The organism is Paractinoplanes lichenicola (genome assembly GCF_016785085.1).
In the GTDB taxonomy this organism is placed as follows: Bacteria; Actinomycetota; Actinomycetes; order Mycobacteriales; family Micromonosporaceae; genus Actinoplanes; species Actinoplanes lichenicola.
Genome location: NZ_JAENHO010000008.1, coordinates 468657 through 492607 on the forward strand (window position 1 = coordinate 468657; position 23951 = coordinate 492607).

A 23951-nucleotide genomic window follows, 5' to 3' on the forward strand; every position below is an offset into this window, starting at 1 on the left:
GGTCGGCCTCCTCACGCGGATCCGGCCGGGCGACGATCCGGCTGGATTTTGGCCAGCTCACCCGACACCCGCGCCCGGACGTGGTTGATCAGGAAGGTCAGGTCGGGGCAGTAGACCGACGGGTTGAGGAAGCCCGAGCCCGCCCGGAACCGGTGGGTGTAGTTGCCGCCGCCGCAGATCTCGTGGATCGAGCAGGCCCGGCACGTCGCGCACAGGGCCTTCTTGCCGAGCTGCCGGGCCACGATCTGCGGCTCGAGCACCGCGGCGTCGAACGGGTTGCCGCCGCCCGCCGGGCGCATCCGGGTGGCACCGGCGAACGCGGTCTTCAGCGTGTCGACCTGCTCGATCGTGCCGTCGGTCTCGATCACGGCGACCCGGATCGGCAGCAGCCCGACCGATTCCGACGTGCCGCGGCCGCCCAGGATCAGCGCGAGGATGTCGTCGAACAGCCGCACGCCCGTCTCGCGGACCGGCGCGTCGAACCACCGGTCGAAGATCAAGGACAGCCATTCCCCGTACGCCGGAGGCCCGCCCTCGGCGCGTCCGGGCGGCGGTGTCGTCCAGTTGCCGTGCGGCAGCAGGAAGTCGACGGTCGGCGGCCCGAGTTCGACGAGGGCCTCGTACGTGGTGATCGGGTCGTTCGCGAGGTCCACCGTGCACAGCAGACCGGCGTACAGGTGGGGGTGTGCTCGCAGGACCCGCAGCCCGCGCACGACCTCGGCGTGGCTGCCCCGGCCGTCCCGGAATCGCCGGTGCCGATCGTGCCCGGCCTCGTCGCCGTCGACGCTCACGGCCACCCGGATCTGCCGGCGGTCGCAGACCTCGGCCACCCGCTCGTCGAACAGCAAACCGTTGGTCTGCATGCCCAGGCGCAGCCGGCGGCCGGGCCCGACGACGCTCGTGGCCAGGGCGGCCAGCCGGTCGAGATGATCGGCCCCGGCCAGCAGCGGCTCGCCGCCGTGGAAGACCAGGCTGACCGACTCACCGGCGTGCTCGGCGATCTGGCGGCAGGCCGTCGCGAACACGGCCTCGCTCATCACCCGCGGCTGGTCGCGCCAGCCCTGGTCGGCCGACTCGTAGACGTAGCAGTAGCCGCAGGCCAGGTTGCACCGGCTGTGGATCTTGACGATGAACTGGTTGAAGTTCTTGGGCGCCCAGCCGTGGGCGGTCAGCGCCGTCACGTCGAGGTCGTCGGGCCAGGACACGTCCATCAGCCGGCCGCCGCCCGGATGGCTAGAGGTCGGCGTCTACGAAAGAGTTGAATCCACCTGGGCCCTCCAGGGCCTCGGGGGAGTAGACGCGCTCGATCGCCGCGCGCAGGGCCGGGCTCAGCTCGTTCAGCAGGTCGTCGTCGACGTCGCGCAGGTCGACGCGCTCGGGTTCCTGAGCTTCCATCATCTGCCTCCGATCGCCCCGGACCCGCCGCCCGGCGGGCCGAAAGGAGTTCCCTGAACCTATTGACCAACTTCTCAGGGTTGAACCCGCCTGTCCGATTAGCGACAGACGGGTTCTCTCAGGGCGACGGGTGTTGTATCAGGCCTCCAGGCGGAGCCAGATCGCGCCCAGCGGCGGCACCCGCAGCGACACCGACTGGTCGAAGCCGTGCCACGGCAGCGCGTCCGTATCGACCCCGCCGAGGTTGCCCACGCCCGACCCGCCGTACAGCTCGCTGTCGGTGTTGATCACCTCGGTCCACCGGCCCGCCCGCGGCAGCCCGATACGGTATTCCTCCTGCGGGACCGCGGCGAAGTTGACGACGCAGGCCAGCGGCGCCCCGACCGGGGGGAACCGGACGAACGAGAACGTGTTGTGCTGCGAGTCCTCGCTGGTGATCCAGCGGAAGCCGCTGGCCTCCGTGTCCTGCGTCCAGATCGCCGGCGTCTCCTTGTAGACCCGGTTCAGATCCTTGACCAGCGCCTGCACGCCGCCGAACTGCGGGTCCTCGGTCAGCTGCCAGTCGAGGCCGCGCTCCTCGCTCCACTCGCGCAGGTCGCCCAGCTCGGCCCCCATGAAGAGCAGCTGCTTGCCGGTGAAGGCCCACATGAACCCGAGCAGGGCCCGCGTGTTGGCCAGCTTCTGCCACAGGTCGCCGGGCATCTTGCCGGTCAGCGAGCCCTTGCCGTGCACGACCTCGTCGTGGCTGATCGGCAGGATGTAGTTCTCGCTCCAGGCGTAGACCGTCGCGAACGTCATCTGGTGGTGGTGCCACTGGCGATAGATGGGCTCCTTCTCGATGTACGACAGCGTGTCGTTCATCCAGCCCATGTTCCACTTGAAGCCGAACCCGAGACCGCCCAGGTGGGTGGGGCGAGTGACGCCCGGCCACGCGGTCGACTCCTCGGCGATCGTCACCACGCCGGGGTAGTTCTTGTAGACCGTCGCGTTCATCTCCTGCAGGAAGCTGATCGCGTCGAGGTTCTCGCGGCCGCCGTACTGGTTGGGCGTCCACTCGCCGTCCTTGCGCGAGTAGTCGAGGTAGAGCATCGAGGCCACCGCGTCGACCCGCAGGCCGTCGGCGTGGAACTCCTCGCACCAGTAGAGCGCGTTGGCCACCAGGAAGTTGCGCACCTCCTTGCGGCCGAAGTCGAACACGTACGTGCCCCAGTCGGGGTGCTCGCCGCGGCGCCAGTCGCCGTGCTCGTAGAGCGGGGTGCCGTCGAACCGGGCCAGCGCCCACTCGTCCTTGGGGAAGTGCGCCGGGACCCAGTCGAGGATCACGCCGATGCCGGCCTGGTGCAGCTTGTCGACCAGGTAGCGGAACTCGTCGGGGGTGCCGAAGCGCGACGTCGGGGCGTAATAGCCGGTGACCTGATAACCCCAGGAGCCGCCGAACGGGTGCTCCATCACCGGCATCAGCTCGACGTGCGTGAAGCCGGCCTCGGTCACGTATTCGACCAGCTGCTCGGCCAGCTCGGTGTAGGACAGGCCGGGCCGCCACGAGCCGAGATGCACCTCGTACGCGCTCATCGGCTCCTGGTGCCACTGCTTCGTGGCGCGCTCGGTCATCCAGTCGGCGTCGGCCCACTCGTACGAGGTCTCGTAGACGACCGACGCGGTGGCCGGCGGCACCTCGGTGTGCTGGGCGAGCGGGTCGGCGTGCTCGCGCCACTGCCCGTCCCGTCCGAGGATCTTGAACTTGTACTTGCTGCCGAGGTGCGCGTCGGGCAGGTAGATCTCCCACACGCCGCTGGAGCCGAGCGAGCGCATCGGCCACCCGTCGAACGGGCCCCAGCCGGTGAAGTCGCCGATGACCTGCACGCCGCGGGCGCCGGGGGCCCACACGGCGAAGCCGACGCCGCTCTCGCGCGGCTGCGCGCCGAGCACCTTCCACAGCTTCTCGTGGCGGCCCTCGCCGATCAGGTGCAGGTCGAGCTCGCCCAGCGTCGGCAGGTGCCGATACGGGTCGTCGACCACGTCGCCGTCGACGTCGAGCCGGTAGTCGAGCACCATGCCGGGCACCTCGGCCGCGAAGACGCCGTCGGGGTGCACCTGAGTCATCTCGACCCGCTCGCCCTCGTGCACGAGCGTGACCGCCTTGGCCCCCTTGCGCAGGGTGCGGATCACCGTGTTGCCCCCGCCCGGGTGGGCGCCGAGCACCGAGTGCGGGTCGTGGGTGTCACCGGCCACCACGCTGTTCAGGGCGCGCTGGTCGGCGGCGAGCGAGGAGTCGGAGTGGCCGATCACGAGGGGAGTCTCCTTCTGCAGTGGTGGGTCAGCCGACGAGCCGGGCGATGGACCGCAGCGGGATCCGCAGCCATCCGGGCCGGTGCCGGGATTCGTACGCGGCCTCGTAGACCGCCTTGTCCAGCTCGTACGCCGCGAGCAGCGCACCCTGCTCGCGCGGGTCGGCGCCGGCCACGTTCGCGTAGCCGTCGCAGAACGCCGACCGGTTGCGGTCGACCCATTCGCGGGCCCGCGCGGCCAGGTGCTCGTCGTCGTCCTGGTCGACCAGCAGCTGATAGGCCGCGTATTCATAGGAGCGCAGCACGCCGGCCACGTCCCGCAGCGGCGAGTCGGGCAGCCGGCGCTCGTCGAGCGGGGCACCGGGCTCGCCCTCGAAGTCGATCAGCAGCCACGCCTCGGGCACCCGCAGCACCTGGCCCAGGTGCAGGTCGCCGTGCACGCGCTGCACCTCGACGGGTTCGCTGGTCAGCGCGCGGAACTGGGCCTCGATCGTCGGCACGTACTGCTGGATCTCGGCGACCGCCTGGGCCGCCTCGCGCAGCCGGGCCAGCATGGCGTCGACCGGGAAGGTGGCCGGGCCGGAGCCCAGCGCCGCGGCCAGGTCGGCGTGCACCGACGCGACCGCCTCGCCCAGCCTGTACGACTCGCCCTGGAAGTCGCCGCCCACCTCGTCGGCGCCGAACTCGGCGTCGGCGAACAGGTCGCGCGCCGAGGCCGTGGCCATCGCCCAGCCCTCGGCCGAGTTCGCCGCGTACTGCGTCACCATGCCCAGTGGGCACGGCTCGCCGCTCTCGGTGGTCTCGAACGAGCCCAGCAGCCGGGCCACGTGCGGGTTGTCGCGCCGGCCGAGCACCCGGTTGAGCTCGATGTCGGGGTTGATGCCGGCCGAGACCCGGCGGAACACCTTGAGGATGGCGTCCTGCTCGAAGATCACGCTGGTGTTGCTCTGCTCGGCGTCGAAAACCCGCGGCCACAGGTCGACCGGGAACTCGGCGCCGGGCTCGGGCTCGAAGATGACGTCACCGACCGTGCCGCCGGCCGCGATCAGCGCGAGCAGCTTGCGCGCGGCGGCGGTGTCGTAGAGCGCGTCGTACCCGATCCGGTCGCCGTCGGTGCCGATCGTCGCCACCTCGCTGTACTCGATGATCGGGCCGGTTCCCCAGGCCACGACGATCTGGTACCGCTCGGAGCTGCCGTCGGTGTACTCGACGTCGACGAGCACCAGGTCGAGGTTGTCGGCCAGCGTCGTCGTCGACGCCTCCTTGACCGACGACAGGGTGCGGGAACGTCCGGCGTACCACCGCTGCTGCGGCAGCCATTCGGCGAAAGGCAACGTCATTGCTTCTCCTCGGACCCACACAGCTGGAACCAGTAGAAGCCGTGCCCGGGGAGGGTCAGAAGGTACGGCAGCTGGCCGATACGCGGGAAGTTCACGTGCCCGGTCAGCTCGACCGGCGTGTATCCGTTCCAGTGCTGCAGGTTCAGCTCGATCGGTTGCGGGAAGCGCGACAGGTTGTTGACGCAGAGCACGACGTCGTCGCCGTCCTCGCGCAGGTACGCCAGCACCGACGGGTTCGATCCGCCCAGTTCGCGGAAGGTTCCGACGGCGAACGCTTCGTGGCGGCGTCGCACCGCAAGCATGGTACGCGTCCAGTTGAGCAGGGACGTGGAACTGTCCCGCTGGGCCTCGACGTTGACCGCCTGATAGCCGTACACCGGGTCCTGGTTGGCCGGCAGATAGAGCCGGCCCGGATGCGCCGTGGAGAACCCGGCGTTGCGGTCGGGCGTCCACTGCATCGGCGTGCGGACGCCGTCGCGGTCACCGAGCCAGATGTTGTCGCCCATGCCGATCTCGTCGCCGTAATACAGCACCGGCGAGCCCGGCAGCGACAGCAGCAGCGCGGTGAACAGCTCCATCTGGTTGCGGTCGTTCTCGAGCAGCGGGGCCAGGCGGCGGCGGATGCCGACGTTGGCCTTCATCCGCGGGTCCTTGGCGTACTCGCCGTACATGTAGTCGCGCTCTTCGTCGGTCACCATCTCGAGCGTCAGCTCGTCGTGGTTGCGCAGGAAGATGCCCCACTGGCAGTTGTCGGGGATGGCCGGCGTCTGGGCCAGGATCTCCGAGATCGGGAAGCGGGACTCGCGCCGGACCGCCATGAAGATGCGCGGCATCAGCGGGAAGTGGAACGCCATGTGGCACTCGTCGCCGCCGGCCTTCGAGTCGCCGAAATACTCGACCACGTCGGCCGGCCACTGGTTGGCCTCGGCCAGCAGCACCCGGCCCGGGAACTCGTCGTCGATCACCTTGCGGCAGTGCTTGAGGAAGGCGTGCGTCTCGGGCAGATTCTCGCCGTTGGTGCCCTCGCGCTCGAACAGGTAAGGCACGGCGTCGAGCCGGAAGCCGTCGATGCCCAGGTCGAGCCAGAAGCGCAGGACGTCGAGCATCGCCTCCTGCACGGCCGGGTTGTCGTAGTTGAGGTCGGGCTGGTGCGAGAAGAACCGGTGCCAGAAGAACTGCCGCCGCACCGGGTCGAACGTCCAGTTCGACTCCTCGGTGTCGACGAAGATGACCCGCGCGTCCTGATACTTGTCGGAGGTGTCGCTCCAGACATAGAAGTCGCCGTACGGCCCGTCGGGGTCACGCCGCGACTCCTGGAACCACATGTGCTGGTCGGAGGTGTGGTTCATGACCAGGTCGGTGATGACCCGGATGCCGCGCTTGTGTGCCGCGTCGAGCAGCGCCACAAAATCCTCGACCGTGCCGAACTCGGGCAGCACCTGATAGAAGTCGCTGATATCGTAGCCGCCGTCGCGCAGCGGCGACTGATAAAACGGCGGCAGCCAGAGGCAGTCGACGCCGAGCCACTGCAGGTAGTCGAGCCGCTCGATCAGGCCGCGGAGGTCACCCGAGCCGTCCGAGCTCGAGTCGTAGAAAGCCCGGACCAGCACCTCGTAGAAGACGGCACGCTGGAACCACGTCCGGTCGGCCGGTAGCGCCCGGGCGTGCTCGAAGTCGTCGGCCGTGGGGTGTTCCACCACCCCGTCTTCGACGTGGCTGCCCTCGGTCGGATCATGGTCTGCCACCACGAGGTCGAGATCGTCTTTCTGGTCCATCAGGTTCCCCACCTACCCACCCGCAGGTACTTGAATCTTTACTTCGGCTCGATCACGAAGATGTGTGCCGGTTCGACGTACGGATCGATCCGCACGGCGTTGTGCTGCCCCCACTCGTACGTGGCCCCGGTGATCTGGTCGGTCACCGTGAACCGGTCGTGCCAGTCCAGGCCGAGCGCCGGCATGTCGAGCACCGTGTTGCCCCACTGCACCGTGGCCGAGTCGAAGCTGACGACCACGAGAACCGTGTTCCCGGTCTCGAGGTCACGCTTCGAGAAGCACAACAACGCGCCGTTGTCGATCTCGTGGAACTTGAGGTTGCGCAGCCAGTGCAGCGCCGGGTTCTCGTCCCGGATCCGGTTGAGGTTGGTCAGGTACGGCGCCAGCGACCGGCCGGTCCGCTCGGCGGCCGCCCAGTCCCGCGGCTTGAGTTCGAACTTCTCGTTGTCGATGTATTCCTCGGCGCCCGGCCGCGGCACGTGCTCGAACAGCTCGTACCCGGAGTACATGCCCCATGACGGCGTGAGCATGCTGGCCAGGACGGCCCGAATCTTGAACATCGGCGGGCCGCCGTGCTGCAGCGACTCGTGCAGGATGTCGGGGGTGTTGGGCCAGAAGTTGGGGCGCATCCAGTCGATCGTGGTCAGCAGCTGCTCCATGTACTGCCGCATCTCCCACGCCGTCGTGCGCCACGTGAAATACGTGTACGACTGGGTGAAGCCGACCTTGCCGAGCCCGTTCATCATCGCGGGCCGGGTGAACGCCTCGGCCAGGAACAGCACCTCGGGGTTGGTCTCCTTGACCTTGGCGATCAGCCACTGCCAGAAGTTGAGCGCCTTGGTGTGCGGGTTGTCGACGCGGAAGATCTTCACGCCGGTGTTCACCCAGTGCATGACGACGCGATAGACCTCCTCGCGCAGCGTCTTGTAGTCGTTGTCCCAGTTGATCGGGTAGATGTCCTGGTATTTCTTGGGCGGGTTCTCCGCGTACGCGATCGTGCCGTCGGCCCGCCGGGTGAAGAACTCGGGGTTGGACTTGACCCAGGGGTGGTCGGGCGCGGCCTGCAACGCCAGGTCCATGGCGATCTCGAGGCCGTGCTCCGCCGCCTTGGCGATGAACGCCTTGAAGTCGTCGAGCGTGCCCAGCTGCGGGTGGATCGCGTCGTGGCCGCCCTCGTCGGAGCCGATGGCCCACGGCGAGCCCACGTCTTCCGGCCGGGCCACCAGCGTGTTGTTGCGGCCCTTGCGGTTGATCTTGCCGATCGGGTGGATCGGGGGCAGATAGAGCACGTTGAAGCCCATGGCGGCGACGGCCGGGATGCGCTCGGCCGCGGTGGCGAACGTGCCGTGCTTGATCGGCGTCGACTCCGGACCGATCTCGGCGCCCTCGGAACGCGGGAAGAACTCGTACCACGCCGAGTAGAGCGCGCGCTTGCGGTCGACCCAGATCGCATAGGACCGGGTGGTGGTGACCAGCTGCCGCACCGGGTGGTGCCAGAGCAGTTCTTCCAGGTCGAGGGCGGGGGAGACGCGGGCGAACAGCGAGCGCTGCTCGTCGCGCAGGGCCGCCGCGGCGTCGCGCACCCGCTCCTCGTCGTGGGCCGGGACGATCTTGGTCGCCAGGTCGAGCACGTCGGCGCCCTCGGCCAGGTCGTTCGCCAGATCCTCGAGGCCCTGGCCGGCGCCGATCTTCTTCACGACGGCGTCGCGCCACGTGCGGTACGGGTCGTCGAAGGCCTCGACGGTGAACGTCCACCGGCCGACCCGGTCGGGCCGGATCGTGCCGTGCCACTGGTCGAGGCCGGGCTCGCCGGGGCCCATGCGGGTGAACGGCTCGGACTCGCCGTCGGGGCCGCGCCATACCACGTTGACCCCGAGGGCGTTATGACCTTCGCGATAGGACACGGCGGAAACCGGCACCAGTTCGCCGACAACCGCCTTGGCCGGATAGCGGCCACAGGACACCGACGGCGTCACGTCTTCGATGGGAAAGCGACCGGTCATGATCTCCACCGTAATCAGGAGGGCGCGGGCGGGGTCGGCTATCGCCGTCAGGGCATACTTCTCCGCTGTGGAGGCGCCGCAAACGACGGCACGCCGATGCGCTCAACCTACCGGAGTGGGCTCGGCCCGCCTCATCCAGGCGCGCTCTCGCGCCACCGATGAATTCGGCCAATTCCCCGCCACTGATGATTGCCGATTTTGATCATCGGGACGTTACCGGCCGTTTTCCTCCAGCCTCACCGGAATCACCCGCCACAGCCCTCACCGCCGGGGAGCGCCTCGGTTGCCGTGCGGTCCCATCCCGGTGCCCCACCTCAGATCCCCCTCCGCCGCGACCGAGAGGTATCCCGTGACGCGGACCGACCGGGCCGCGCCGGAGCGGAGGAGACCACGTGGCTGGACCGTCTGTCGAGCTGTCGCCCGTCATCGCGGCGAGCACGCACTGGCTCTCGCGTGCCTACCCGGCGGGTAGCCCCGACACGATCGCCCACACCCTGTCGGAGCTGCAGGCCCGGCAGGCCGTGACGGTCGCCGCGTGGCTGCGCTACCCGACCGAGGTCGACGCCGCGCTGGTGGCGATCGCCGGCCCCGGCGGCTCGGCCGTGCTCGACTGGCGCGCCGGCAGCGAGCCCGAGGACGAGGAGGCCGAGGAGGAGGGCTGGCGCACCTGGGTCGACGAGGTCGTGGTCAGCTGGGCCGCCTGCCTGCTGGCCGACCCCGAGCTGGCCCGCCGCGGCGTCGACGCGGTCGTCGCCGCGCTGCCCCCGTCGGCCGACCGGCCGCTGCCCTACCCGCGCAAGAACGGCGGGGCGCCCGCGGAGTTCCGCCGCCTGCTCGAGCCCGACCTGCGCGACCGCGACGCGGCAGTCCTGCTCCGCCACCCCGACCTGCTCGAGCCCGTAGCCGAAATGCACCGCGACACCCTCCTGTATCTGCTCGACGCTGAGCAGCCGTCAGTCGCCTGACGCCCACCAAAGGCCGGCACCCCGCACGGGGTGCCGGCCTTTGTTTCTTGCTCTTGGGCGCAACCACTCACTCACGCCGCCGCGGCACGACGAGCGCCCTGGACGCGTCAGCGGCCAGCTCGTCGTGTCGCGGTCCCCGCGGGAGCGACGGTCCGTACCCACCACCCCGCTGGGACATGGGCCTCTTGATTTTGATCTGAAGGTCCCTGGCGCGAATCCGGGAAGAAACTTTCGAAAGGATGCAGCATTCTCCTTACGCCGGGCGTTTTCGGTGCACAAACAAGGAGCGGGGATGCGTGACGCGGACGGCTTCGACGAGTTCTACCGGGAGACGTCCGCGCGTATGTTGCGCTACGGATACGCGCTGACCGGGGATCTCGCCGAGGCGCAGGATGTGGTGCAGGAGGCGTACACGAGGGCGTGGCGCCGCTGGGCGACGGTGTCCGCGCACCCGGCACCGGAGGGCTGGCTGCGGCTGACCGTGGGCCGGTTGTCGACCGACCGGTGGCGCCGGCTCAGCGGCTGGCGGGCCGCCGTGCGCCGGGCCGGGCCACCCGAGCCGGTCGGACCGCCCAGCGAGGACGCCGTGCTGCTGACGGCGGCGCTGCGCAAGCTGGCCGTGCCCACGCGGCAAGCCGTCGCCCTGCACTACCTCTTCGATCTCTCGGTGGCCGACATCGCCGCCGAGATCGGTGCGCCGGTCGGCACGGTGACGTCGCGGCTCAGCCGTGGACGCGCCGAGCTGGCCGAGATCCTCACCCCCGCCCGGACGCCGGAGGTCACCGATGCCGAACACTGAAGTCGACGACGCTTTCGCCGCGCTCTCCTCGGACGCCGAGCGGGGGCTGCTGCTCTCCGGGCCCGAGTTGCGCCGCCAGGCCGGCAAGCGGCACAACCGGGGCCTGGCCGTCACCCTGAGCGCGGTCGCGGTGATCGCCGTCGCCGCGAGCGGGGCCGGCTGGTCGCTGGCCAACAGCAGCAACCGGGAGACGGCCCTGCCGCCCGCGGAGAACTCGTCCCCGTCGTTCTCGCCGCCACCGCAGCCGTCGTCGTCCGCCCCACCGTCGTCGTCGCCGTCGTTGTCCGAACCGCCGTCGTCGGCCCCGCCCCCGGCGTCCGCGCCGCCGACCGCCGAGGGCCCGCCGCTGCCCAAGTCGATCCCGGCCAAGGCGCTGCTGACCAAGGCCGACAGCAGGTCCGACAACTTCGCCCGGCTGGACGAGGCCCGTGGCGTTCCCGAGTTCTGCTCGAAGGCGAAGTTCCCCAGCCGGGACCAGAAGGGCGTGAGCGCCTCGGTGCAGCTGGGCTATCGCAAGGCCGGCACCCCGGCCGAATACATCCCGGACGACCTCATCTACGACACCGTCACCGTCTTCCGCGGTCAGGGCGCGCAGGACTACCTCGGTGACCTGCGCCGGGCCGTGCAGGCCTGCCCGTCGACCAAGGACGCGGAGTTCGACTCGCTGGGCTCGCTGGGTCTGGGCGACGAGTCGCTCATGATCAAGCGGTCGTTCACGGCGACCGACGGCGAGGGCAACCCGGTCGACAACGGCTCGAAGACCGTCACCTTCATCGCCGCCGTGCGCATCGACGACGCGGTCACGCTGGTCGAATCCGTCGGGTACGAGAACCTGGGGTCGGAGCAGGCCGAGATCGAGAAGGTGGCCAAGGTCGCGGCCGGCCGGCTGGACGACTGGCGCTAACCGGCGCTAGCCGGGCCCACGGCACGGGGCCCGGCTGTCACGAAGTCAGGCCAGCCGGGCCGGGAAGCCGCCGGTGGCGATCGGGCCCCAGCGCTCGATCGTGATGCGGATCAGGGACTTGCCCTGGTCGCGCATGGCCTGGCGATACTCGTCCCAGTCGGAGTGCTCGCCGGAGATGACCCGGAAATACTCCACCAGGGGCTCGAGCGCCTCGGGCAGGTCGAGCACCTCGGCCGTGCCGTCGACCTGCACCCACGGGCCGCCGAAGTCGTCGGAGAGCACGCAGACCGAGACCAGCGGGTTGCGCCGCAGGTTGTAGACCTTGGCCCGCTCCGGATAGGTCGAGATGACGATGCGGCCCTCGGTGTCGACGCCGCACGTGTTGGGCGAGGCCTGCGGGCGGCCGTCGCGCCGGGTGGTCATCAGGATGGCCTTGTGCCGCGGGCGCAGGAACTCGAGCAGCTGCTCGCGCTCGACGTCGGTGTTGGTGGCGACCGTGCGGGCCATCAGCCGGCCACCCGCTCGCCGGCCTCGTGCGGGGTGACGCCGTCGTGGTCGGGGGCCCGGCCGTCGATCTCGGCGATCCGCGCGGCGCCGATGATGCCCGCGTTGTTGAGCAGCGTGGCCGGCACCATCGGGGTGCGGATGTCGATCAGCGGGAGCCAGCGGTCGGCCTTCTTGCTGACGCCGCCGCCGATGATGAACAGGCGCGGCGAGAGCAGCATCTCGACGTGGGCCAGATAGTTGCGGACCCGGCCCGCCCACTTCTCCCAGGTCAGATCCTCCTGCTCGCGGGCCCGGTCGGCGGCCTTGGACTCGGCGTCGTGACCGTCGAGCTCGAGGTGGCCGAACTCGGTGTTCGGGATCAGAGTGCCGTCGAGGAAGAGCGCGCTGCCGATGCCCGTGCCGAACGTGAGCATCATGATCAGGCCGGACTGGTCGCGCCCGGCGCCATAAGCCACCTCGGCCACGCCCGCCGCGTCGGCGTCGTTGAGCACCGACACCGGCTTGCCGAGCCGGTCGCTGAACAGCCGCGCGGCCGGGGCGTCGAGCCAGGATTTGTCGACGTTGGCCGCGGAGCGGGTGACGCCGTCGACCACGACACCGGGGAAGGTGATGCCGACCCGGTCGAAGCCGCCCTCGAACTGCGCGGCCACCTCGGCCACCGCCTCGACCACGCTGGTGACGTCGGACGGCTGGGGTGTGGGCACCCGGTGCCGCTCGGCGAGCAGCTCGCCCGCGGCCGTGTCGACCGGGGCGCCCTTGACGCCCGAGCCGCCGATGTCGATGCCGAGAATGGCCATCTTGTTTCCCGTCTTGAGGTGCCAGGTGTGCATCCGCTGTTTACCACGGAGCCCCGACATTAAATCCCCTCGCCGGAAGCGGGCCGGAGGGGTTGTCGGGTGACCCTCGTACTTTCGGCTAGGCAAGGCTCATCTTCTCAGTTAGCGTTAAACCATCTGAACGGTCGCCGCAAGCGGACACGGCTCTCTGTCCGCTCTCTGGAGGACCCGACCATGACCGTGCCCACAAAGGTGCCGGACACCGCGACACAACTGCTGGGCAAGCCGCATCTGCGGGACGAGGCCATCGAGGCCTGGCTGCCCCTGGCCCGCCATCTCGCCCACCGCTACGCGGGTCGCGGCGAACCCACCGACGACCTGGTCCAGACGGCCACGGTCGGCCTGATCAAGGCGATCGACCGGTTCGACCCCGGCCGTGGCGTCGACTTCGCCGGTTACGCCATCCCCACCATCATCGGCGAGATCAAACGCCACTTCCGCGACCGCACGTGGTCGGTCCGCGTGCCCCGGCGGCTGCAGGAGCTGCGCCTGGCGATCACCGAGGCCAACGCGACGCTGACCCACAGCCTGGGCCGCTCGCCCACGGTGGCCGACGTCGCCACCCACCTCGGGGTCACCGAGGAGGACGTGCTGGAGGGGCTGGAAGGTGCGCGGGCCTACAACGCGACCTCGCTGTCCACGCCGATCAGCGCCGACGGCAGCACGTCCCTGGGCGACACGCTCGGCGGCGAGGACTCCGAGTTCGAGCTGGCCGAGACCCGGGTCGCCCTCGGGCCGGCGCTGGCGACCCTCGACGAGCGTGAGCAGCAGATTCTGACGCTGCGCTTCTACGGCAACCTCACGCAGTCACAGATCGCCGACCGCATCGGCATCTCCCAGATGCACGTTTCGCGGCTGCTGGCTCGCGCTCTGACCAAGATGCGCGGAGAGCTGCGAGAAGGACTTTAAGAACATAAGACAGATGTCCTAGCGGGGTGGTGGGTGCGGACCGTCGCGGGGACCCGGCCGGCCCGAGCAGGGCGCTGGCGCGCCCAGAACGCTCGGTCCGACCGGGCGACGTGAGTAAGTGGTTGCGCCCAAAAGCAAAAGCCGGCACCGCCGTCCGAGGGAGTGCCGGCTTTTGCGCAGGTTGCTACTGGGCGCCGCTGGCTTGCCAGTTGAGTTGGACCAGGAGTTGGCGGGCCTGGTCGGCTACCTCGGCGTCGGTGACGACCGCGTACTGGCCGGCCTGGATGGAGGAGCGGGAGGCGAAGTCGCGGCGGCCGCCGGTGGCGGCGTGGGCGATCGCGCCGAAGACCGCGCCCCAGGCCGCGCCGATCAGCAGGCAGACCAGGATCACGGCGAACCAGCCGGAGTCGCTGAACAGGCCGAACAGCAGGCCCACGAAGAGGCCGAACCAGGCGCCGCTGGCCGCGCCGGCCAGGGCCGCCCGGGCCGTGGTGAGCCGGCCCAGCACGTTCTCGATCAGGCGCAGGTCGGTGCCGATGATGGCCGTGCGCTCGACCGGGAACTTGTTGTCGCTCAGCGTGTCGACGGCCTTCTGGGCCTGCGCGTAGTCGGGGTAGGTGCCGACCACGACGGTCGGGGCGCCGCCCGCGGCCTGGGTCTGCGCGGGCAGGCTGGGCACTCCAGCCGGGCCGGGCGGGATGCCGCCGGCGGCGGTGGACGGGTTATCGGCAGGGGTGTTGGGCGTGGTCATTTCGTGCCTCCCTTGACTCGGCGGCCGGCGGCTGCCGGAACGCCGGACTTCTTCGGAGCGGGCTCCACCGGGGTCTCGGCCACCAGCTTGTCGCCGGCGGCCAGCCGCACCCAGACCAGGAAGACCACGGCCGCCGCGGCGGCGATCGAGGCCGAGCCGGTCAGAAAGGCGAACCGGCCCGAGACGAGGTCGGGCATCGAGCGCTCGGACATGGTCACCGCGGCCAGGCCGACCAGCCCGGCCGCGCCGGCCACCCCGGCGATCGCGAGCAGCGGCAGCGTCACCAGGCGGCTGGGCGGCTGGGTGCCGCCGGGGGCGTTCCACCGGCGTACGCGGATGAGGAAGACGGCCAGGGCGCCCCAGGCCGTCGTCACCGCGAGCGCGGCCACCGTGTCGCTCGGCCGGTGCCACTCGGCCCAGACCGTGGCGATCGCGATCACCGAGACGTACGCGAGACCGACGAGGGCCACCATGCCCCGCAGGGCCTGCGGCAGCACGAGCACGACGGCGAACGCCACCGAGGCCGCGGCCGTGGTGTGGCCGGACGGGAACGAGTTGGGCATCGCGAAGCCGTCGAGGTCGGGCCGGGTCAGGTGGGTCTTCATCAGCTGGGTGGTCACGTTGGCCCCGATCACCAGCAGCGCCGCGCCCAGGGCGAGGTCGAGCCGGCGCCGCAGCACGCCGAAGACGGCGGCGAACAGGCAGACCAGCACCAGGCTGGCCAGGCTCGTGCCGTTGAGCGTGCGGTCGAGCACCTCGACCACCCGCGGGTGGTGCACGTCGGCCCCGCGCATGGCGATCGTGTCGACCCGCTGGCCGAGCGTGGTGCGCACGAAGACCTGATAGAGCGCGCCGGCCGCGACCGCGGCGAGCAGCGCGATGGCGATCGGCGCGAGCAGGTGCCGGGCGCCGCGGGGACGCGTGGGGGCCGCCTGCTGGGGGGACGCCAGGACCGTCGTCATGGGCGGTTCCTTCTGCTGCTGGGGCTGGACGAGGCGCCAAGCCCTTTGCCCAGCCGGTCGCTTTTCTAAGCGCGAGAAATCATAAGTCCCCCTGGGCGCCTCCCGACACTCGCGTCACATGTGGGCATCGTCGCAACCGATCCGCACCCGAACGCTTTCCGGCCCGGCAACGGCCCCGCACGACCTTTCTTTACGACGCCGCCCGTGAAGAAGGAGACGTTTTCGTATGAGGCAGTACGCCCGCCGCTTTGCCGGCCCCCTGCTCGTCGCCGCCGTCGGCGCCGGTCTCGTGACCGCGCCCGCCCCGGCGTTCGCGGCCGGGGCCACGGTCACGGTCGATGTGCGCAGCACGCTCAAGGTGCGTTCCGCGCCGTCGCTGGCGGCCAAGGTCGTGGGCTCACTGCGCGACAACCAGCGGGTCGCCGCGGTCTGCTCGATCACCGGTCAGAACGTGCGCGGCTCGGTGCGCACGACGGCCCAGTGGGACAAGCTCAGCACCGGCGGGTACATCACCCACGCGTACGTGAGCGTCAACACCGGCGACCTGCCGCGCTGCGCGACCACGTCGCCGCAGGCCGCCGCGGTCAAGGTCAAGCCGGGCAAGAAGCCCGCGACCCCGTCGAAGTACAAGACGGGCACGGTCAAGAGCGCCGACGGCAAGGTCAACATCCGGACCGGCCCGTCGGTCGCCGCGCCGGTCAAGCGCGTGGTCACCACGGGGGCCAAGGTCAGCGGGGTCTGCTACGTGCAGGGCACCAAGGTCGTCGGCACGGTTCGCTCCACGACCCAGTGGAACCGGCTCTCCGACGGCTCGTACATCTCGCACGCGTACGTCGTGACGCCCGCCCTGTCGGTCTGCCCGGGCACCCCGGCCACCACGCCGTCCACCCCGGGTGTCGCGCTGACGCCGGAGCAGTTCATCAAGGCCGCGGTGCCCGGCGCGCAGCAGGGCTGGCGTGAGTACGGCGTGCCCGCCTCGGTGACCCTGGCCCAGGCGATCCTCGAGTCGGGCTGGGGCCGCAGCGGCCTGTCGACCGTCGACCGCAACTACTTCGGCATCAAGTGCCAGAGCGGCAAGTTCGGCACGCTGGCCAACGGCTGCCACGACTACCGCACCCAGGAGTGCACCAAGGCCGGCGAGTGCTTCTCGACCGTGGCCAGCTTCCGCACGTACGCCTCGATGGGGCACTCGTTCCGTGACCACGGCAACTTCCTGCGGGTGAACCCCCGCTACGCCGGCGCCTTCAACTACACGACGCAGGCCAACAGCTTCATCTGGAAAGTGTGGAAGGCCGGCTACGCCACCGACCCGAACTACTACACCAAGGTCACCACCCTGATGGCCTCGCAGAACCTGTACCAGTACGACATCTGGAAGTGAGCGGGAGCCCCCGTCGGCCGAACCGGGCCGACGGGGGCGTTTTGCGTCTTATGCTCGTTTCGGTGAAGGGGCGCGGGCAACACCTGAGCGGTCTGCTGGTCGCCGGGGTCGTCCTCGTCGTCGGTCTCTCCGTCGTGATCTCCGTCTACGCCGGGTTACGGGCCAACCAGCGCGAGAACGCCGACCGCGTGATGGACCAGCGCACCGCCGTGGCCGAGGCCGCCGTGCGCAGCGAGACCGAGCGCTATCGGGCCCTGGTCGAGACCACCGCCGCCGGTTTCCGCACGAACGACGTGCTGACCTGGGACGACTTCGACACCGCGACCGCGCCGCTGGCCTCGGCCAACCTGATCGGGGCGGCCTCCCTGGCCTTCGTCGTGCCGGCCACCAAGGGGCAGATCCCCGCGTTGCAGCAGCTGTGGCGCTCCCGCGGCGCCGAGGGCCTCGAGCTGCGTCCGGTAGGCGCGGGCGAGGAGCACTACTTCACGATCTTCACCCGTACGCTCAACGCCGCGGGGCGTCCGATGAACGGGCTCGACATTGCGGCCGCGCCCGAGGCGGCCGCGGCCCTCGACGACTCCCGGCGGGTCGGCCTGCCCAGCGTCTCCGACACGTATGTGCTGCTGCGCGACCGCAACCTGCCGGCCGCCGAGCAGCAGCGCTCGTTCGTGTTCGCCGCGCCGGTCTGGACGCGCGCCAACCATCCCGAGTTTCGCGGCTGGGTCGTGCTCGGCCTGCGCGGGCAGGACTTCCTCTCCGGCGTGCTGGCCACCGTGAGCCAGGGCCAGCTCGACGGCGAGCTGCTGGCCACCGGTCGCGACGGCGCCCGGCCGGTGGTGGCCGGCTACACCGTCCCCGGCTCGCCCGACCTGCGCCGCAGCGTCGACCTGGTGGTCGCCGATCGCGGCTGGACGCTGATCACCCGGGCCGACGCCTCGCACCTGCCCGGCGCGTCGAGCACCCTGCCGCTGACCTTGCTGCTCACCGGCGGCGCCATGAGCGTGCTGCTGGCCGGGCTGGTCTACGTGCTGGCCACCGGCCGGGCCCGGGCCATCGCCCGCGTACGGGCGGCGACCGCCGAGCTGCGCGCGGCCGAGGAGGAGAGCCGCCGCCAGGCCGGGCTGCTCGGCGCGATCATGTCGAGCATCAGCGAGCCCGTCGGCGTGGTCGACGAGAACGGCGCCTTCCTGCTGCACAACCCGGCCGCCCGGGCCATGCTCGGGGTGGCCGCCGACGCCGCCGAGCCGGACGCCTGGCAGCGGCACTACGGCCTCTTCCGCCCGGACGGGCGCACCCCGTTCCCGGTCGACGAGATGCCGCTGATCCGGGCCCTGCACGGCGAGCCGTCCGACGGCGTCGAGATGATCATCCGCAACGACCGCAGCCCCGAGGGCATCCTGGTCAGCGTCGACGCCCGTCCGCTGGACGCCGGCGCCGGGCAGCCCGGCGCGGTCGCCGTCTTCCGCGACGTCACGGAGCTGCGGCGCTACGAGAACGACCTGGCCGTCTTCGCGGGCGTGGTCGCGCACGACCTCAAGGCCCCGCTGACGGTGATCCGCGGGCACTGCGAGGCCGCCCGCGAGGACCTCGACGAGGCGCCGGACGAGGTGCGGGGCAGCCTCGACCGGATCATCCTGGCCGTCGACCGGATGGCCACCCTGATCGACACGCTGCTGGCCTACACGACCGCCCGCGACGCGCCGCTGCGCACCCGCCGCGTCGACCTGGACGCGCTGGTGGCCGAGGTGGTCCACGACCGTACGGCGCATCTGCGCGAGGAGGACCGGCCGCACATCTACGTCGGCCCGCTGCCGGCAGTCACCGCCGACCCGGCGATGCTGCGGCACGTCCTGGACAACCTGATCGGCAACGCCCTGAAGTACGTGCAGCCGGGCGCGGCGCCGCACGTCGACATCACCGGCGCCCCGGCGGGCCAGGAGTGGGTGCGGATCGACGTCGCGGACCGGGGGATCGGCATCCCCGACGCCGACAAGCCCGACATCTTCGACAGCTTCCACCGGGCGCACGCCGAGGCCGGGTACGCCGGCACCGGCCTGGGCCTGGCCATCTGCAAACGCATCGTGGAACGCCACGGCGGCGAGATCGCCGTGGCCGACAACCCTGGCGGGGGCACCCGCTTCGGCTTCACCCTGCCCGCTCACCTCGAGGAGACGACCGTGAAAGAGACCGACGAGGCCACCGCCCGCGCGGCCCTGGAGCGCGCGCTGGCCGAGCGCGCCGCCATGGAGAACTCGCGGCTGCCGGGCCTGAGCGCCCTGCCCGCCGCCGAGCCGTCCGCGCACGACCCGGCCTCGGCCCGGCTGCGGGCCCCCGTGCCCGACCACCACCCGACATCGACCGCCGGAGCGGAGTGACGGCGGTGGCCGGATGGGAGCCATGACGATTCCCGCCGTGCCACATCCGTTCGGTCGTTGCTGCTGAAACGAGCTGGTGGGCCGATCTGATTATCAGATATGGTGGTGACATGCGGACGATGACCGCCACCGAGGCTTCTCGCAACTTCTCGGAGCTGCTCGACGCGATTGAGCGGGGTGAAACCGTGACCATCACTCGTGGCAACGAGCCGGTGGCGGAGATCGGACCGGCCCGCCGACGCACCGGCGCGGATCTCCGTTCCGCTCTTGAAGGCATCCCGGCACCCGATGATCGATTCGCCGACGACATCGCAGGAGCGGTGGCCCTGCTGGAGTCCGAGCGGAGCGACCCGTGGGCCGACGCCTAATTCTCGACACCAACGTGCTGATCGCCTACGAGCGAGGCACGATCGACCGGTCAGCATTTGACCATGACGAGCTGGCGGTCGCAGCGATCACCATCGCGGAGTATCGCGTCGGGATCGAACTCGCCGACACCGCGGAACGAGCCGCCGCACGCAGTCGTGCCCTGGCTGCGATCGTCAGCGTGATCGACGTTCTGGCCTATACGGACACAACCGCGGCCCACCATGCCCGCTTGATTGCTCACGTCCGCCGGACCGGTACCCCGCGCGGTGCACATGACCTGATCATCGCGGCTCACGCGGCCGAGACCGGCCGCACCGTCGTGACCCGCGACGTCAAGGCCAGCTTCGCTGATCTGCCTGGCGTCCTGGCAATCGGCACGCCATAGAGCTGAGCCTGATTCCCGGTCGGCGGGCGGCGTTAATCACCAGGCGTTTTCGGCGTGATCCGCCTATTCTTGCTGCGCGATGTCGACAACACCCGAACTCCGTAACCGCCTGGCCGAGCTTCTTCCGCGCGACAGTCACCGCCTGGGGCGGCGGCTCGAGGGCACCCGGCGCATCAAGGACGAGACCGCCCGCGCCGCCGCGCTCGACGAGATCTCGGCCGAGATCGACCGGGCGGGGGAGCGGCTGGCCGCGCGGGTCGCGAGCGTGCCCCCGATCAGCTATCCGGAGTCGCTGCCGGTCAGCCAGCGCAAGGACGACATCGCGGCCGCGATCCGCGACCATCAGGTGGTCGTCGTGGCGGGCGAGACCGGCTCGGGCAAGACGACCCAGATCCCCAAGATCTGCATGGAGCTGGGTCGCGGCGTGCGCGGCCAGATCGGCCACACCCAGCCCCGCCGGATCGCCGCCCGTACGGTCGCCGAGCGCATCGCCGAGGAGGTCGGGCGCCCGCTGGGCACCACGGTCGGCTACAAGGTGCGCTTCACCGACCAGGCCGGCGACGACACCATGGTCAAGGTGATGACGGACGGCATCCTGCTGGCCGAGATCCAGAACGATCGCAACCTGTACCGGTACGACACGCTGATCATCGACGAGGCCCACGAGCGCAGCCTCAACATCGACTTCATCCTGGGCTACCTGCGCGAGCTGCTGCCGCGGCGCCCCGACCTCAAGCTGATCATCACGTCGGCCACGATCGAGACCGAGCGCTTCGCCACACACTTCGCCGACAAGGACGGCAAGCCGGCCCCGGTCATCGAGGTCTCCGGCCGCACGTTCCCGGTCGAGACCCGTTACCGGCCCCTCGTCACCCAGAACGAGGAGGACGACACCGAGGAGCCGATGGACCAGGTCGACGGCATCGCCGAGGCGGTCGACGAGCTGGGCCGCGAGGGCGACGGCGACATCCTCGTCTTCCTCTCCGGCGAGCGCGAGATCCGCGACACCGCCGACGCGCTGGCCAAACGCAACCTCAGAAACACCGACATCGTCCCCCTGTACGGCCGGCTCTCCGCGGCCGAGCAGCACAAGGTGTTCGAGCGGCACTCGCAGCGCCGGGTCGTGCTGGCCACCAACGTCGCCGAGACGTCGCTGACCGTCCCCGGCATCCGTTACGTGATCGACCCCGGTACGGCCCGGATCAGCCGCTATTCGCACCGCCTCAAGGTGCAGCGGCTGCCCATCGAGCCGGTCTCGCAGGCCAGCGCCAACCAGCGCAAGGGCCGCTGCGGCCGGGTCGCCGACGGCATCTGCATCCGGCTCTACTCGGAGGAGGACTTCGAGGGCCGCCCCGAGTTCACCGAGCCCGAGATCCTGCGCACCAACCTGGCCAGCGTCATCCTGCAGATGACCAACCTGGGCCTGGGCGACCTGGCGAAGTTCCCCTTCATCGACCCGCCGGACCGCCGCAACATCACCGACGGCGTGAAGCTGCTGGAGGAGCTGGGCGCGCTCGGCGACCGCAAGCTCACCCCGCTCGGCCGCCAGCTGGCGCAGCTCCCGGTCGACCCGCGGCTGGCCCGCATGGTCATCGAGGCCGACCGGCAGGAGTGCGTGGCCGAGGTCATGGTGATCGCGGCCGCGCTGTCCATCCAGGATCCGCGCGAGCGCCCGACCGAGAAGCAGCAGCAGGCCGACGAGAAGCACGCCCGGTTCACCGACAAGGAATCGGACTTCTTCAGCTATCTCAACCTGTGGCGCTACCTGCGCGAGAAGCAGCAGGAGCTGTCGGGCAACCAGTTCCGCCGCTTGTGCCGCAACGAGTTCCTCAACTACCTGCGCGTACGGGAATGGCAGGACATTTATGCCCAGCTGCGTCAGGTGTCCCGCACGCTGAATCTGGCCATTGTCGAGGATCGCGAGGAGGTCGCGGCGGGGCAGAACGTCCACACCGCCCTGCTCTCCGGTCTGCTCTCGCACATCGGCCTCAAAGAGGGCGACAAGCGCGAATATCTGGGCGCCCGCGGGGCCAAGTTCGCGATCTTCCCGGGCTCGGCGCTGTTCAAGAAGCAGCCGCGCTGGGTGATGTCGGCCGAGCTCGTCGAGACCAGCCGCCTGTGGGGCCGGGTCAACGCCCGGATCGAGCCCGAGTGGGCCGAGAAACTCGCCCCGCACCTGGTGAAACGGTCCTACTCGGAGCCGCACTGGGAAAAGAAGCAGGGCGCCGTGATGGCGTACGAGAAAGTGACTCTCTACGGCCTGCCGATCGTGCCCCGCCGCAAGGTGCTCTACTCCCGGGTCGATCCGGTGGTGTCGCGCGAGCTGTTCATCCGGCACGCGCTCGTCGAGGGCGACTGGGACACCCACCACAAGTTCTGGACCGACAACGCCAAGCTGCTGGCCCAGATCGAGGAGATCGAGAACAGGGCCCGCCGGCGCGACATCGCGGTCGACGACGAGACGGTGTACGCGCTCTACGACGCCCGCATCCCGGCCGACGTGGTCTCGCAGCGGCACTTCGACGCGTGGTGGAAGAAGGCCCGGCGCGACGATCCCGAGCTGCTCACGTTCACGCGCGAGCTGCTCGTCAACTCGGGCCGCGACTCGGTCGACCCCAACGCCTATCCGGACGCCTGGCTCGCCGGCGGGGTGCGACTTCCCCTCTCGTACGAGTTCGAGCCGAACACGACGGCCGACGGCGTCACCGTGACCGTGCCGTTGCCGCTGCTCAACAAGCTCGACCCGGAGGACTTCGTCTGGTCGGTGCCCGGCTTCCGCAAGGAGGTCGTGATCGCGCTGATCCGGGCCCTGCCCAAGGCCCTGCGCACCAACTTCGTGCCGGTGCCGGACTGGGCCGAGGCCGTGCTCGACCGGGTGCCGGCCCGGCGTGGCCCGCTGCCCGACGCGATCGGCAACGAGTTGCGGCGGCTCACCGGCACGATCGTCCCGCGCGACGCGTGGCGGCCCGACCAGGTGCCCGAGCATCTGCGGGTCAACTTCCGCGTGGTCGACGAGAACGACAAGGTGCTGGGGGAGGGGCGCGACCTCGAGGTGCTGCGCCGCTCGCTCGCGCCCAAGGTGCAGCAGACGATCTCGAAGGCGGCCGGCGACATCGAGCGCCGCGGCATCACCACCAACGACTTCGGCCAGCTGCCGCGCCGGGTCCGCCAGATGCGCGGCGGCTACGAGGTCAACGTCTTCCCGGCCCTGGTCGACGAGGGCGAGAGCATCGCGATCAAGGTCTTCGAGTCCGAGGCCGAGCAGCGTACGGCCATGGTCGCGGGCACGCGCAAGCTGCTCCTGCTGACCCTGCCGCCGGCCGCGCGCTACCTGCAGGGCCGGCTCGACAACAAGGCCAAGCTCGAGCTCTCGCGCGGGAATCCGTACAGGTCGATCGCGGAGCTGCTTGACGACTGCGCCGGCGCGGCGGTCGACAAGCTGGTGACGGACGCGGGCGGCCCGGTGTGGTCGTCGATCGAGTTCGCCTCGCTGCGTGACGCCGTACGGCAGGATCTGGTCGACGCCGTGGCGAACGTGGTCACGCAGGTGCGGCAGGTGCTGGCGACGGCGTACGACATCGACCAGCGGCTCGCCTCGACCCGCAACCCGGCCCTGGTGGCCGCCCTGGCCGACATCCGGCAGCAGCTCAAGGGCCTGGTGCACGCCGGGTTCGTGACCGAGACGGGCTGGAAGCAGCTGCACCACCTGCCCCGCTATCTGCGCGGCATCGTCTATCGGCTCGACCGGCTGGGCGGCAACCTGGCCCGCGACCGGCAGCTGATGGCCCAGCTTCACGAGATCGAGACGGAGTATCGGGAGCTCAGGTCGGAGCTGCCGGCCGGCACGGAGGGCCTGAGCGAGATCCGGTGGATGATCGAGGAATTGCGGATCAACCTCTTCGCCCAATCGTTGGGTACCGCCTATCCGATATCGGACAAACGGATCTTCAAGGCGATGGACCAGCTCCCGGCGTAGCGCGCTCGTTGAGGCTCGGGTGCCGTTCGGT

Annotated in this window: 19 protein-coding genes; 9 read left to right on the top strand and 10 right to left on the bottom strand. The window is 70.3% G+C overall.

Annotation, left to right across the window (positions count from 1 at the left end):
• Positions 1 to 11: 11 nt before the first annotated feature.
• The 6 genes from JKJ07_RS29135 to JKJ07_RS29160 all read right to left on the bottom strand — a co-directional run bounded on the left by JKJ07_RS29135 (position 12) and on the right by JKJ07_RS29160 (position 8801).
• Complete coding sequence (locus JKJ07_RS29135) at positions 12 to 1211, bottom strand: FxsB family cyclophane-forming radical SAM/SPASM peptide maturase (RefSeq protein ID WP_202995002.1); 1200 nt, start codon at positions 1209 to 1211, stop codon at positions 12 to 14.
• Positions 1212 to 1233: 22 nt separating this feature from the next.
• Positions 1234 to 1395 carry a hypothetical protein gene (locus JKJ07_RS29140; RefSeq protein ID WP_202995003.1) on the bottom strand — a complete coding sequence of 54 codons (162 nt, stop codon included), beginning with the start codon at positions 1393 to 1395 and terminating at the stop codon, positions 1234 to 1236.
• Between the two features lie 138 nt (positions 1396 to 1533).
• Positions 1534 to 3684 (bottom strand): 1,4-alpha-glucan branching protein GlgB, encoded by a 2151-nt coding sequence (glgB, locus tag JKJ07_RS29145; RefSeq protein WP_307834462.1) that lies wholly within the window; start codon positions 3682 to 3684, stop codon positions 1534 to 1536.
• Positions 3685 to 3712: 28 nt separating this feature from the next.
• A complete protein-coding gene (locus JKJ07_RS29150) occupies positions 3713 to 5023 on the bottom strand; it encodes a maltokinase N-terminal cap-like domain-containing protein (RefSeq protein WP_202995004.1) in 1311 nt (436 codons plus the stop codon).
• Entirely contained in the window at positions 5020 to 6798 is a 1779-nt protein-coding gene (gene treS, locus JKJ07_RS29155; protein WP_202995005.1) for a maltose alpha-D-glucosyltransferase, read from the bottom strand. The genes JKJ07_RS29150 and treS overlap by 4 nt, the downstream gene beginning before the upstream one ends.
• A 38-nt stretch (positions 6799 to 6836) precedes the next feature.
• Positions 6837 to 8801, bottom strand: coding sequence for an alpha-1,4-glucan--maltose-1-phosphate maltosyltransferase (locus JKJ07_RS29160; protein WP_202995006.1), 1965 nt, complete (start codon positions 8799 to 8801; stop codon positions 6837 to 6839).
• 392 nt (positions 8802 to 9193) lie between these two features.
• Here JKJ07_RS29160 and JKJ07_RS29165 point away from each other — a divergent pair, with 392 nt between their 5' ends.
• The 3 genes from JKJ07_RS29165 to JKJ07_RS29175 all read left to right on the top strand — a co-directional run bounded on the left by JKJ07_RS29165 (position 9194) and on the right by JKJ07_RS29175 (position 11469).
• Positions 9194 to 9766 carry a hypothetical protein gene (locus tag JKJ07_RS29165; RefSeq protein ID WP_202995007.1) on the top strand — a complete coding sequence of 191 codons (573 nt, stop codon included), beginning with the start codon at positions 9194 to 9196 and terminating at the stop codon, positions 9764 to 9766.
• Positions 9767 to 10058: 292 nt separating this feature from the next.
• Positions 10059 to 10565, top strand: a complete 507-nt coding sequence (locus JKJ07_RS29170; RefSeq protein WP_202995008.1) for a SigE family RNA polymerase sigma factor — start codon at positions 10059 to 10061, stop codon at positions 10563 to 10565.
• Complete coding sequence (locus JKJ07_RS29175; RefSeq protein WP_202995009.1) at positions 10552 to 11469, top strand: hypothetical protein; 918 nt, start codon at positions 10552 to 10554, stop codon at positions 11467 to 11469. Before JKJ07_RS29170 ends, JKJ07_RS29175 begins: the two co-directional genes overlap by 14 nt.
• 45 nt (positions 11470 to 11514) lie before the next feature.
• Here the strand turns inward: JKJ07_RS29175 and JKJ07_RS29180 are convergent, their stop codons facing one another.
• The gene (locus tag JKJ07_RS29180; RefSeq protein ID WP_202995010.1) at positions 11515 to 11976 is read right to left on the bottom strand and encodes a PPOX class F420-dependent oxidoreductase; all 462 of its coding nucleotides are present in this window, start codon (positions 11974 to 11976) and stop codon (positions 11515 to 11517) included.
• Positions 11976 to 12833 (bottom strand): polyphosphate--glucose phosphotransferase, encoded by an 858-nt coding sequence (gene ppgK / locus JKJ07_RS29185; protein WP_236030054.1) that lies wholly within the window; start codon positions 12831 to 12833, stop codon positions 11976 to 11978. Before ppgK ends, JKJ07_RS29180 begins: the two co-directional genes overlap by 1 nt.
• Before the next feature lie 153 nt (positions 12834 to 12986).
• Between ppgK and JKJ07_RS29190 the strand changes: the two genes are divergently transcribed.
• Positions 12987 to 13721 carry an RNA polymerase sigma factor SigF gene (locus JKJ07_RS29190; RefSeq protein WP_202995011.1) on the top strand — a complete coding sequence of 245 codons (735 nt, stop codon included), beginning with the start codon at positions 12987 to 12989 and terminating at the stop codon, positions 13719 to 13721.
• 184 nt (positions 13722 to 13905) lie between these two features.
• On the opposite strand, the gene JKJ07_RS29195 is transcribed toward JKJ07_RS29190, so the two are convergent.
• Positions 13906 to 14472, bottom strand: a complete 567-nt coding sequence (locus JKJ07_RS29195) for a general stress protein (RefSeq protein WP_202995012.1) — start codon at positions 14470 to 14472, stop codon at positions 13906 to 13908.
• Complete coding sequence (locus tag JKJ07_RS29200; protein ID WP_202995013.1) at positions 14469 to 15434, bottom strand: phosphatase PAP2 family protein; 966 nt, start codon at positions 15432 to 15434, stop codon at positions 14469 to 14471. Before JKJ07_RS29200 ends, JKJ07_RS29195 begins: the two co-directional genes overlap by 4 nt.
• Before the next feature lie 226 nt (positions 15435 to 15660).
• Between JKJ07_RS29200 and gsmA the strand changes: the two genes are divergently transcribed.
• From gsmA to hrpA, 5 genes are all read left to right on the top strand, one after another.
• The gene (gene gsmA, locus JKJ07_RS29205) at positions 15661 to 16815 is read left to right on the top strand and encodes a sporangiospore maturation cell wall hydrolase GsmA (protein ID WP_202995014.1); all 1155 of its coding nucleotides are present in this window, start codon (positions 15661 to 15663) and stop codon (positions 16813 to 16815) included.
• Positions 16816 to 16877: 62 nt separating this feature from the next.
• Positions 16878 to 19190: an ATP-binding protein gene (locus tag JKJ07_RS29210; protein ID WP_307834463.1), complete on the top strand. Its 2313-nt coding sequence runs from the start codon at positions 16878 to 16880 to the stop codon at positions 19188 to 19190.
• Between the two features lie 119 nt (positions 19191 to 19309).
• Positions 19310 to 19558, top strand: a complete 249-nt coding sequence (locus tag JKJ07_RS29215; RefSeq protein ID WP_202995016.1) for a type II toxin-antitoxin system Phd/YefM family antitoxin — start codon at positions 19310 to 19312, stop codon at positions 19556 to 19558.
• Positions 19543 to 19944 (top strand): type II toxin-antitoxin system VapC family toxin, encoded by a 402-nt coding sequence (locus tag JKJ07_RS29220; protein WP_307834464.1) that lies wholly within the window; start codon positions 19543 to 19545, stop codon positions 19942 to 19944. The genes JKJ07_RS29215 and JKJ07_RS29220 overlap by 16 nt, the downstream gene beginning before the upstream one ends.
• Positions 19945 to 20023: 79 nt before the next feature.
• Complete coding sequence (gene hrpA / locus JKJ07_RS29225) at positions 20024 to 23920, top strand: ATP-dependent RNA helicase HrpA (protein WP_202995018.1); 3897 nt, start codon at positions 20024 to 20026, stop codon at positions 23918 to 23920.
• Positions 23921 to 23951: the final 31 nt, after the last annotated feature.